The 11,611-nt window shown below is 67.5% G+C and carries 9 protein-coding genes; 1 reads left to right on the forward strand and 8 read right to left on the reverse strand.

Going from position 1 to position 11,611, the window contains the following annotated elements; all coding sequences use genetic code 11:
• Positions 1-17: 17 nt before the first annotated feature.
• From L5G33_RS05545 to L5G33_RS05580, 8 genes are all read right to left on the reverse strand, one after another.
• Entirely contained in the window at positions 18-1,088 is a 1,071-nt protein-coding gene (locus tag L5G33_RS05545) for a ferrochelatase (protein ID WP_236997153.1), read from the reverse strand.
• Position 1,089: 1 nt separating this feature from the next.
• Positions 1,090-1,923 (reverse strand): NADH-dependent enoyl-ACP reductase InhA, encoded by an 834-nt coding sequence (inhA, locus tag L5G33_RS05550; RefSeq protein ID WP_236997154.1) that lies wholly within the window; start codon positions 1,921-1,923, stop codon positions 1,090-1,092.
• Positions 1,924-1,969: 46 nt separating this feature from the next.
• Positions 1,970-2,704: a 3-oxoacyl-ACP reductase FabG1 gene (gene fabG1 / locus L5G33_RS05555; protein ID WP_236997155.1), complete on the reverse strand. Its 735-nt coding sequence runs from the start codon at positions 2,702-2,704 to the stop codon at positions 1,970-1,972.
• A 138-nt stretch (positions 2,705-2,842) separates the two neighbouring features.
• A complete protein-coding gene (locus L5G33_RS05560) occupies positions 2,843-3,835 on the reverse strand; it encodes a VWA domain-containing protein (RefSeq protein WP_236997156.1) in 993 nt (330 codons plus the stop codon).
• Positions 3,832-4,773, reverse strand: a complete 942-nt coding sequence (locus L5G33_RS05565) for a DUF58 domain-containing protein (protein ID WP_236997157.1) — start codon at positions 4,771-4,773, stop codon at positions 3,832-3,834. Before L5G33_RS05565 ends, L5G33_RS05560 begins: the two co-directional genes overlap by 4 nt.
• Complete coding sequence (locus L5G33_RS05570; RefSeq protein ID WP_236997158.1) at positions 4,760-5,887, reverse strand: AAA family ATPase; 1,128 nt, start codon at positions 5,885-5,887, stop codon at positions 4,760-4,762. Before L5G33_RS05570 ends, L5G33_RS05565 begins: the two co-directional genes overlap by 14 nt.
• 146 nt (positions 5,888-6,033) lie before the next feature.
• Complete coding sequence (locus L5G33_RS05575; RefSeq protein WP_236997159.1) at positions 6,034-7,527, reverse strand: NlpC/P60 family protein; 1,494 nt, start codon at positions 7,525-7,527, stop codon at positions 6,034-6,036.
• 234 nt (positions 7,528-7,761) lie between these two features.
• Positions 7,762-8,394 (reverse strand): Rv1476 family membrane protein, encoded by a 633-nt coding sequence (locus tag L5G33_RS05580; protein WP_236997160.1) that lies wholly within the window; start codon positions 8,392-8,394, stop codon positions 7,762-7,764.
• A gap of 278 nt (positions 8,395-8,672) precedes the next feature.
• On the opposite strand from L5G33_RS05580, the gene acnA reads away from it, so the two are divergent.
• Positions 8,673-11,471, forward strand: coding sequence for an aconitate hydratase AcnA (gene acnA, locus L5G33_RS05585; RefSeq protein ID WP_236997161.1), 2,799 nt, complete (start codon positions 8,673-8,675; stop codon positions 11,469-11,471).
• The last annotated feature ends 140 nt before the right edge of the window (positions 11,472-11,611 follow it).

Raw genomic sequence — 11,611 nt, forward strand, 5'->3', positions numbered from 1 at the left:
ACCGCGAACAGCCGGGCCTAGCCGGACCGCGCGGGTCGCTTCACCGGGACGCAGCAGTCGGGTCGACAGATTCGGCCGTCGTCGCCGCACCCCATCGCGGTGATGTCGCCGCCGCCGTCGGCGTACCGTTCGACGATGTCGGCGACCAACGAGACGAACCGCGCCGATGTGCCGACGGTCGGGACACGGACATACTCTATGCCGAGTTCGGCGGCCAACTCGGCGCCTTCGGTGTCGAGATCCCACACCACTTCGAGATGGTCGGACACGAAACCGACCGGACACACCACCACGCGAGACACACCGTGGGACGATAGCGCGCGCAGATGGTCGCAGATGTCCGGAGCGAGCCACGGGATCTGGGGCGGGCCCGACCGGGACTGCCACACCACGTCGAACTCGGTGACACCGACCAGACCCGCGACGGCGGCCGACGCGTCGGACACCTGCCGCGAGTACAGCCGACCGCCGTCGGCGGCAGGGCCCGCCGCTCGGTCGGCGGACTCCGGTATCGAGTGCGCCGTGAACACCAGCCGCGGCGGCGGACCGTCCGGGAACCGGTTCAAACCCTCCCGCACCGCGTCGGCGACGGCGCCGCGGAACTCCGGCTCGTCACAGAACTGCGGCAGCTTGCGGAGCACGACGTCGCGGCCGACGCCGGCGTCGGCGATCGCGCCCGCGATGTCCTCGTGGTACTGCCTGCACCCGGAGTATCCGCCCCACGCCGACGTCGGGAACACCAGGATTCGACGGTGCCCGTCCTCGACCATCGACGACACCGTGTCCGCCGCCAACGGATGCCAGTTGCGGTTGCCGAAATAGATCGGCAACGCCGACCGCCCACGCCCGTCGAGTTCACCCCTGAGCGCGCCGATCATGTCGAGATTCAACCGGTTGATCGGCGACACCCCGCCGAAGTGCAGGTAGTGCTGCACCACGTCGTCGAGACGTTCGGGCGGAACGCCGCGACCACGCGTCACGTTCTCCAGGAACGGGCGCACGTCCTCGGGCTTGTCGGGACCGCCGAAGGAGAGGAAGAGCAGCGCGTCGAACGGCTCGTCGGCCGGTCGAACCTCTGACGCGGTCATGTCAGTTCAGGAAGTCGTCCGGGAACCAGGTGTTGTGGCTCGCGCCGCCGTCGACGTAGACGATCGAACCGGTCGTCGCGGGCAGGAAGTCCGAGAGCAGCGTGCACACGCTGGTGCCGACCACGCCCGGATCGTCGACGTTCCAGCCGATCGGCGACGCACCGTCCCAGTACTTGTTCAACATGTTCAGCTTCTTGGCGTCGTCGGTCGCCGTACCCGAGATGGCTTTCGCGGCAAGGGTCTTGATCGGTCCCGCCGCCACGAGGTTGGAGCGGATCCGCTTGGCTTCGCCGACCTCGCGGGCGACGTACCGGTTCACCGACTCGAGGGCCGCCTTGGCGACGCCCATCCAGTTGTAGTCGGGCAGCGCGGTGCGCGGATCAAAGTCCATGCCGACGATGGAGCCGCCCTCGTTCATCACGGGCAGCGCCGCCCGTGCGAGCGATGCGTAGCTCCACGCCGAGATCTCGAACGACCGTGCGACGTCGGGGCCCGGCCCCTCCAGGAACGGCACCGCGTCCGGGCCCATCAGCGTCTTCGGCGCGAACGCGATCGAGTGAACGACGCCGTCGACGCCCTGCGGGGCGATCGCCCGGACCGCGTCGGCGAGGGCGCCGAGGCTCTCCTCATCGGTGACGTCGAGCGGAATCGCGGGCGGCACCTCCTGCGGCAGACGCTTGGCGATGCGGTCGATGAGTCGCAGACGCTCGGGGATCCCGGTGATGATCACCGTCGCCCCCTGCTCCTGCGCAACCCGCGCGGTGTGGAACGCGATCGACGCGTCGGTAATGATGCCGGTGACGAGGATCGTCTTTCCGTCGAGAATGCCGGTCACGAGATGCTCCTACTCGAGGTGTTGGGGAGGTCGGACGGGTGCGGGCTCAGTGGCCCATGCCCATGCCGCCGTCGACGGGCAGCACCGCCCCGCTGATGTACCCGCCCTGGTCGGAGGCGAGGAAGCTGATGGCAGCCGCGACGTCTTCGGGCTTGCCGGTCCGGCCGAGCGGAATGGCCTGCTTGGCCATCTCGACGTAGCGGTCCTCCATCGCAGCGGTCATGTCCGTCTCGATGAAGCCCGGAGCCACCACATTCGCGGTGATGTTGCGCGACCCGAGTTCACGCGCGATCGACCGGGCCAGACCGATGAGACCAGCCTTCGACGCCGCGTAGTTCGCCTGCCCGGGGATGCCGGACGTCGCGACGACCGACCCGAGGAAGATCATGCGCCCGAACTTGGCCCGCTGCATGCCCTTGGTCGCGACTTTCGCGCAGCGGAAGGCTCCGGTCAGGTTGGTGTCGACGACCTTGGTGAAGCTCTCCTCGGAGAGACGCATCAGCAGCATGTTCTCGTCGATGCCCGCGTTGGCGACCAGCACCTCGACGGGCCCCTGGTGCTCAGCGACCTCGGCGAACGCGCGCTCGACCGATGCGGTGTCGGTCACGTCGCACTGCACACCGAACAGGCCGTCCGGCGCGCCCGAGCCGCGGTGGGTCACCGCGACCTTGTGTCCGTCGGCCGCGAGCCGGCGAGCGGCAGCCAATCCGATACCGCGGTTGCCGCCGGTCACGAGGACCGAACGCGGCGTCTGTTCGGGGGTCTGTGTGGTCTCTGCCATGGTTGATCAACCTATCTCAGGGAGGACGCGACTGCGAACGCGGTCTGGGTCCAGGGCACTCTGGGTCTGCGGGTCTACGGAAGTCTGGGTCTACGGAAGTCTGGGTCTACGGAAGTCTGGGTCTACGGAAGTCTGGGTCTACGGAAGTCTGCGGTTGAGTAGCAAGCCGGCGACCGCGCCCAGTAGAACGATCAACGTTCCGGCCAACAACCACGGACGCGAATTGTCTCCTCGCTGTTTCTCGTAGCCGATCTGCTTCTGCAATGTGTCGTAGACCTTGTTCAGCTCGTCGAGACTCGACGCGGTGAAGAAGTCGCCGCCGGACAGGTTCGCGATGGTCCGCAACGACTCGTCGTCCACCGGGACGCCGACCCGTTCGGTCCCGCCGCCCGGCGCTTCGATGTCGACGGTGCCGTGCAACGTGCCGAACGAGATCGTCGACACCGGTATCTCCTCTTCCTTCGCCTTGCGGGCCGCGGTGAACCCGCCCCGCGGATCGTCCGGACTCTGCGGGACGGTCTGCTTGCCGTCCGAGAGCAGCACGATCCGTGCGGGTGGAGCGGCGTCGTCGCCGCCCAACGCCGCATTCAGCGTCTGGATCAGCTGTAGACCCGCGAAGATGCCTTCACCGGTCGCGGTCTTCTCGGCGAGCTTCAAGTTGTCGAGTGCGGACTTCGTCGCCTCGTGATCGGGCGTCGGCGAGACCAGGGTCGACGCGGTGCCCGCGAACGAGACCAGGCCCAGGTTGATTCCGTCGGTCAGATCGTCGGCGAACCGTTTGCCCGCGGCCTGTGCGGCCTGCAGCCGCGACGGTGCGACGTCTGTCGCCTTCATCGACTGCGAGACGTCGACCACCAGCACGACGGTCGCGCGGTTGCGCGCAACATCGCGTTCGGCGATCGGGCCCGCGAGTGCGATCGTCAGCAGCAGCAGGCCGACGGCCAAGATCGCGAACGGGACATGCCGGAACCTGTCGACTTTCCCGGGCGTCACCGATTTGAGGACGTCCATGTTCGAGAACGCGAGCGCTCGAGCCTTGCGCTTGCGCAGCACGTACACGTACACGCCGACGAGTGCGACGACCAGCAGGATCGACAGCAGCCACCACGGGTTCGCGAACCAATCGCTCATCGGGCGACCCCCGCCGCCATGCCGCGCCGCCGCTCGCCGACGAACCGGACCGTGTCGGAGATCCAGTCGCGGTCGGTGCGCAGCGACATGACCGGGCCTCCGCTGCCGCGGAACGCCCGATGGACCTCGGCGCGATGAGCGCTGGCGGCTGCGGCGAAGTCGGCGCGCAGCTGCGGCGTCGCGTCGACGTCGAGCAGCTCACCGGTCTCCGCGTCACGCAACGTCAGTTGGCCGACGTCGGGGATCTCCATGTCTCGCGGATCGAGCACCTCGACACCCAGGAGTTCGTGGTGGGCGCCGATGGCGCGCAGCGAACGAGTCCAGTCGAGCGGCCCGAGGAAATCGCTGACGACCACCGCGAGACCGCGTCGACGCAGCGGTCTGCGCAGCGCTTCGAGGCCTGCATCGAGATCGCCGCGCACCCCCGGCGCACTTCGTTCGGTGGTGGCGACCGCCTTGAGGAGCTCACGATCGTGGGCCCGCCCCGCTCGCGCCGGGATCCGGACGATGTCGTCCCCAGTCACGATGACGGCCCCGTGCCGGTTTCCGCCGCCCGCGGTCAGGTGCACGATCGCCGCGCACGCCGCGACCGCGAGATCGCGTTTGGTCCGGTCACCCGAACCGAAGTCGAGGCTCGCCGACGCATCGACGACGAACCAGGTCTCGAGTTCACGGTCGGCGATCATCTGCCGCACGTGCGGAGTCGACGTGCGCGCCGTGACCGACCACTCCATCCGCCGGATGTCGTCGCCCGGCTGGTAGGGGCGGGCCTCGCCCGGCTCTGATCCCGGACCCGGGATGAGCCCGAGATGCTCGCCCTGCAGCACGCCGTCGAGCTTGCGGCGCACCGTCAGTTCCAGCGACTTGAGCGCTGCGGTCAGCTGTGGATCGTTGAGCGTCCCCTCATGGAACGACGGGTAGCCGCTAGCGCCCGGCATGGCCCTGCTGATCCGGACCGCTTGTCTGCGGCGCCTGCTGGGCCTGCTGTGCCTGGGCCTGCGGTGCTTGGGGCGCCTGCGCCACCTGAGCCGAAACCGGGACCTGCGCGACCGGTGTCGCACTGACCTGAGGCAGGCCGACCGTCTGCAGGATCCGGGTGATGATGTGCTCGGCGGTGACTTCGTCGGCGAGTGCGTCGTAGCTGAGAACCAGACGGTGCCGGAGCACGTCGGGAATCACCTCGACGACGTCCTGCGGGGTCACGTAGTCGCGCCCGTTGATCAACGCGAGCGCGCGGGCCGCGGCCACGATGCCGAGCGTGGCGCGCGGGGACGCACCGTACGCCAGCCACTGACGGACGTCGGTGAGGCCGACCTCCTCAGGCCGACGCGTGGCGTTGATGACGCGGACCACGTAATCGACGAGCGCATGGTGGACGAACACATTCGCGGCCTTCGCTTGCAGGCGCAACGTGGTCTCCGGGTCGAGGATCGGCGACGCCGACGGCGGCGTGTTGCCCATCCGGTACACGATCTCGCGTTCCTCTTCGACGCTCGGATAGTCGACGAGCACCTTGAACAGGAAGCGGTCACGCTGCGCTTCGGGAAGCGGGTAGACGCCTTCGTTCTCGATCGGGTTCTGGGTCGCCATCACCAGGAACGGCTCGGGCATCGGGTACGTCGTGCCGCCGATGGACACGTGCCGTTCGGCCATGACCTCCAGTAGCGCCGACTGCACCTTGGCAGGAGCGCGGTTGATCTCGTCTGCGAGCAGGAAGTTCGCGACCACCGGGCCGAGTTCGGTGTCGAACTCTTCACGGCCCTGACGGTAGATGCGGGTACCGATCAGGTCGGTGGGCACGAGGTCCGGCGTGAACTGGACACGCGAGAAGCTTCCGCCGATGACCGTCGCGAACGTCTCGACGGCGAGGGTCTTCGCGACGCCCGGCACGCCCTCCAGCAGGATGTGCCCCTTGGCGAGGAGTCCGACCAGGATCCGCTCGACGAGTTTGTCTTGTCCGACGATCACGCGCTTGACCTCGTACATCGCGCGTTCGAGTACCTTCGAGTCCTCGGCCGTGAGTGCCAGGTCCGGACTGTCCGTTGAAGTCAAGCGTTCGCTCCTGAAGATCGGCGTGCGTGGTTCTGCAGACCACAGTAGCGCCTCGGCCGGTGGTGTCCGCCGCTCCACACGCGCAGAGCATCGTTCACGGCGCCGACGGACCGCCGAGCCCACGAGGGCCCGGCAAGCAGCTTGTCTCAGAGGAGGCGGACGACGTTCGGCATGGCGCCCGCGGTCCGGACAGGCGAGATCTTCACGACGTCGCCCGACTGCGGCGCTTCGAGCATGGTCCCGTCGCCGAGGATGAGGGCGACGTGTTGGCTCGCGCTCGGGCCGTAGAAGATCATGTCGCCGCGCCGCATCTGCGATAGCGGAACCTGAGGTCCGGACGTGTACTGGTAGCCGGTGTAGTGCGGCAGATCGATGCCGACCCCCGCGAAGCCGTAGATCATCAGGCCGGAGCAGTCGAACCCGACCTTCTGGTAGTCGCCGTAACTGTCGGCGACTCCACCGTCACGAATGCCGAGGGTCGGGCCGTTTGCATCGCCGCCACCCCACGCGTATGTGACACCGAGCTGAGACTTCATCCGGTCGACGACGAGGTTGATCGCCTGTTCGCCGCGCAGCCCGGGCCGAACTTGGCCGGGTGCGCCGCCCTGTCCGCCGAACAGTGAACCGAGGGAGCCGTTGCCGAGGCGGGTGAAGGTGTTGTTGTCACCCTCCTCGAAGGGGCTGGTGCCGCCGATTCCGAGTTCGTCGAGCAGCTCCGAATGCGGGATCTGTTGATTGCCGACGAGGCTCGCCAGCAACGCCTGCCCGGTGTCGGCGGCGAGGCGCGCTGCCGCCTGGGCGGCCTGTGCCATCGCGTCGTCGCCCTCGACAGGCTTGCTCGGGATCGCGTCGACGGCGCGGCCGAGTCCGTCGGTCAACTCTTTGGGGACGCCCGGCACGGCAGGCCGCTTCGGAGCGGCCGTCGTCGTCTTCGACGTCGGCTTGCCACGCAGCGCGGCCAGCCGCGTGGCGAGCGAATCGCGTTGGTGCGCGAGCTCGACGCGCTGCTCCTGCTGATCGCGGACGGCCGACTGCGCAGCCTTGTACGCGCTGACGGCGTCGTCACGGCGGGCCGACGCGTCGGCCGCCGCGGCGACAGTCTGCTTCTTGGTGACCTCGGTCGCCGCGACTCGGTTGGCCTGCTGATTCCGCGCGACCTGGAGCCGACGGATAACGCTTTGCTGCTGGCGGGTCACCTGGTCGACGGCAGACATCTGCTCGAGGATCTTCTCGGGATCGTCCGACGCGACGTACTTGGTCATGGCGCCCCGGCCGTTGCCTTGGCGGTACACACTCCGTACGAACGCATCGAACTCACGCTGTGCGCGCTCCACTTCGCCGCTGACCTCCTCCAACGACGACTTGGCGCCCCTATTCGCCTCGACGGCGAGCTGTCGGGCGGCGACCGCGTTCTGGAAGTCGACGAGCGACTTGTTCACCGTCTCCTGCTTGGCGGCGACGGCGTCGGCGAGTTCGGTCAGGTTCTGGTCGACGTCGGCGATCTGGTTGATCAGCGCGGCGACCGGATTCGACTTCGTCGGTTCAGCGACCGCCGGACCGGCAGCGAGAAGGGTGGCGAGAGCGAACGCTCCCACCACGCTTCCTCGTCTGGTCCACCGCGTGCCCGCATCAGCTCGCATCTACCGTGCACTCCCTTAACAATCGTCCCCCGCACACCACAAGTGTCCCCTGCACCGTACGTCACATGAGCACCACTGAAAACTGGCTCCAGAGAATTACAAAGGCGTGATTACCTGCGGGAACACGGGTGAGCAGCAGAAAGGGAACGGCCGATCCGGTCGTCACAGTTCGATAACACACAGGCTCGCCGGGGCGAGCGACTGCGACTCGGGCGAACGGCGGGCAGCCAGAGGTCAGCGCGCGGCGTCGGCGTCCGAGCCGGAAGTGCTTGGCGCCCCTGCGCCTGCGTCAGCGTCCAGTTCGGTGTCGTCGGACGACTGCTCGATCTCGTCGGCCGTCGTTGTGGTGGCCGCGCCTCGACGGCTCAGCAGCCGCGCCGCGACCGCGCCGACGATGACCACGACGATGAGCGCGATGGTGGCCAACGTCCAGTCGACGTTGGGTTCGGTGGCCTTCTCGTATATTTCACGCGCGGCCTGCGGGACGGACACGCCCGTGCTCTTCTCTGCCGTCGCGTCCTCGATCTCGACGCGGCTGAAGTCGGTGGAGCTGGTGCCGATGCCACCCGGGCCGAAGACCAGGACGGTGCCACCGGTGGAACTCTGCAGTTGGTGCGCGATGTCCCGATAGACCGTGAACGGCACGTAATTCTTGTCGGTGACCAGGATGAACAGGTCGTGTCCTTCGGACTTGGCCTCCTTGACCAGTGCCGTCAATTCCGGAACCTGATCGGCCGGTGCCGAGACACCTGTCGCCTCCAGTTGCTTCGTGATCGCGGCGATGTCCAGATCGGCCCACGCGTCAGCGGGGCGTCCACCGACCGGGTCGGGAGCGGCGACGGTGAACACGACCGGCTGCGGACTCATGCGCGGGCTTCCTCATCTCAGAACATGCCCGTTCCGGGCATGGGGCGAACAACTGCCGCGTTGACAATACGGCAGGGATGATACGGCCAGGACTGCGACGCATCTCACCCGCAGGTGAATTCGGCGCGTCGACTCCCGGTTCCGTGCAAACCAGTACGTTTGTACTGCTAGGATGGGAGCCGTAGCGACACGGCAGAGACCCGGCCGGCCTCGCGACACTTCACAAACTTCCGGGGACGCAGCCCGTCGCCGGTCAGCCCGAACAGAGTGGAGCACACATGAGCATCAATTCATTTGGAGCCCGCGGCACGCTTGAGGTCGGTGAGAACTCGTACGAGATCTACCGTCTCAACGCAGTTCCCGGCACCGAGAAGCTGCCGTACGCGCTGAAGGTTCTCGCCGAGAACCTCCTGCGCACCGAGGACGGCGCCAACATCACGACCGAGCACATCAACGCACTCGCCAACTGGGACCCGAGCGCCGATCCGAGCATCGAGATCCAGTTCACCCCGGCCCGCGTACTCATGCAGGACTTCACCGGTGTGCCCTGCGTCGTGGACCTCGCCACCATGCGCGAGGCGATCACCGCCCTCGGCGGGGACCCGAATAAGGTGAACCCGCTGTCCCCCGCCGAGATGGTCATCGACCACTCCGTGATCCTCGACGTGTTCGGCACCGCCAACGCGTTCGAGAAGAACGTCGAGTTGGAGTACCAGCGCAATGGCGAGCGCTACCAGTTCCTGCGCTGGGGCCAGGGCGCGTTCGACGACTTCAAGGTCGTCCCCCCGGGCACCGGCATCGTCCACCAGGTCAACATCGAGTACCTGGCCCGGTCGATCATGGTCCGTGACGGCAAGGCCTACCCGGACACCTGCGTCGGCACCGACTCGCACACCACGATGGAGAACGGCCTCGGCGTCCTCGGCTGGGGCGTCGGCGGCATCGAGGCCGAGGCCGCGATGCTCGGCCAGCCGGTCTCGATGCTCATTCCGCGCGTCGTCGGCTTCAAGCTGACCGGCGAGATCAAGCCGGGCGTCACCGCGACCGACGTCGTCCTGACCGTCACCGACATGCTGCGTCAGCACGGTGTGGTCGGCAAGTTCGTCGAGTTCTACGGCAAGGGCGTAGCCGAGGTGCCGCTGGCCAACCGCGCCACCCTGGGCAACATGAGCCCCGAGTTCGGTTCGACGTGCGCGATCTTCCCGATCGACGAGGAGACCATCAACTACCTGCGTCTGACCGGCCGCGACGACGAGCAGCTCGCGCTGGTCGAGGCGTACGCCAAGGAACAGGGCATGTGGCACGACGCCGACCGCGAGCCCGCGTACTCGGAGTACCTCGAACTCGACCTGGGCAGCGTCGTCCCGTCGATCGCAGGCCCGAAGCGCCCGCAGGACCGCATCCTGCTGTCCGAGTCGAAGATCGCCTTCCGCAAGGACATCCACAACTACGTGGAAGAGGGCAACACCGCCGAGCACACCCAGCTCGACGAGGCCGTCGAAGAGTCGTTCCCGGCCTCTGACCCGGTAGCCCTCTCGTTCGCCGACGACGGCGCAGTGGACGTCCGCTCGGCGGCCAACGGTGCCGAGGGACGCCCGTCCAAGCCGATCAAGGTCACCACGGCCGAGCACGGCGAGTTCATCCTCGACCACGGAGCCGTCGCGGTCGCGGGCATCACCTCGTGCACCAACACCTCGAACCCGTCTGTCATGATCGGCGCTGGCCTGCTCGCTCGCAACGCCGTCGACAAGGGCCTCACCTCGAAGCCGTGGGTCAAGACCAACATGGCTCCGGGCTCGCAGGTCGTCACCGACTACTACGAGAAGGCCGGCCTGTGGCCGTACCTGGAGAAGCTCGGCTTCTACCTCGGCGGTTACGGCTGCACGACCTGCATCGGCAACACCGGCCCCCTGCCGGAGGAGATCAGCGCCGCGGTCAACGACAACGACCTGAGCGTGACCGCTGTGCTCTCGGGCAACCGCAACTTCGAGGGCCGCATCTCCCCCGACGTCAAGATGAACTACCTGGCGTCGCCGCCGCTGGTGATCGCGTACGCTCTGGCAGGCACGATGGACTTCGATTTCGAGTCGCAGGCCCTCGGCCAGGACACCGACGGCAACGACGTCTTCCTCAAGGACATCTGGCCGTCGGCGCAGGAGATCGACGACACCATCAAGAACGCGATCAGCCAGGACATGTTCCGCAACTCCTACCGGGACGTGTTCGCCGGTGACGAGCGCTGGCAGGGTCTGAGCACCCCGGAGGGCGATACCTTCGAGTGGGACGACAAGTCGACCTACGTCCGCAAGGCTCCGTACTTCGACGGTATGACGATCGACCCGGAGCCCGTCGCCGACATCACGGGCGCTCGCGTCCTCGCACTGCTCGGCGACTCGGTCACCACCGACCACATCAGCCCGGCCGGTCCGATCAAGCCCGGCACCCCGGCCGCGCAGTACCTGGACGCGAACGGCGTCGCACGCAAGGACTACAACTCGCTGGGCAGCCGTCGCGGCAACCACGAGGTCATGATCCGCGGCACGTTCGCGAACATCCGTCTGCAGAACCAGCTGCTCGACGGTGTCTCGGGCGGCTACACGCGCGACTTCACGCAGGAAGGCGGCCCGCAGTCGTTCATCTACGACGCGTCGGTCAACTACAAGGAAGCCGGCATCCCGCTGGTCGTCCTGGGCGGCAAGGAGTACGGTTCGGGCTCCTCGCGTGACTGGGCAGCGAAGGGCACCGTCCTGTTGGGCGTCAAGGCTGTCATCACCGAGTCGTTCGAGCGCATCCACCGCTCCAACCTCATCGGCATGGGCGTCGTCCCGCTGCAGTTCCCGGCGGGCGAGTCGGCCAAGACTCTCGGCCTGGACGGCACCGAGGTGTTCGACATCGAGGGCATCACCGCGCTCAACGAAGGTGTTACCCCGAAGACGCTGAAGGTCACCGCGACGCGGGAGAACGGCGAGAAGGTCGAGTTCGACGCGGTCGTGCGCATCGACACGCCTGGCGAGGCCGACTACTACCGCAACGGTGGCATCCTGCAGTACGTCCTGCGGAACATGATCAAGAGCTGACCGGGCGAGTGCAACGACGGGAGTTGTAACCGATGCCACGGGTCAGCGATGACCGGCTGGCCGCGGGGGGGGGGGGGGGGGGGGGGGGGGCGGGGGGGGGGGGGGGGGGGGGGGGGGCGGCGGGGGGGGGGGGGGGGGGG

The sequence above is a fragment of the Gordonia liuliyuniae genome, from assembly GCF_021738805.1.
Taxonomy (GTDB): Bacteria; Actinomycetota; Actinomycetes; order Mycobacteriales; family Mycobacteriaceae; genus Gordonia; species Gordonia liuliyuniae.

Bases quoted from the DNA above. Each gene is read 5' to 3' on its own strand.
- acnA (WP_236997161.1), top strand. From the start codon at position 8,673: ATGAGCATCAATTCATTTGGAGCCCGCGGCACGCTTGAGGTCGGTGAG.
- L5G33_RS05580 (WP_236997160.1), bottom strand. From the start codon at position 8,394: ATGAGTCCGCAGCCGGTCGTGTTCACCGTCGCCGCTCCCGACCCGGTC.
- L5G33_RS05560 (WP_236997156.1), bottom strand. From the start codon at position 3,835: ATGAGCGATTGGTTCGCGAACCCGTGGTGGCTGCTGTCGATCCTGCTG.
- L5G33_RS05545 (WP_236997153.1), bottom strand. From the start codon at position 1,088: ATGACCGCGTCAGAGGTTCGACCGGCCGACGAGCCGTTCGACGCGCTG.
- fabG1 (WP_236997155.1), bottom strand. From the start codon at position 2,704: ATGGCAGAGACCACACAGACCCCCGAACAGACGCCGCGTTCGGTCCTC.
- L5G33_RS05575 (WP_236997159.1), bottom strand. From the start codon at position 7,527: ATGCGAGCTGATGCGGGCACGCGGTGGACCAGACGAGGAAGCGTGGTG.
- L5G33_RS05565 (WP_236997157.1), bottom strand. From the start codon at position 4,773: ATGCCGGGCGCTAGCGGCTACCCGTCGTTCCATGAGGGGACGCTCAAC.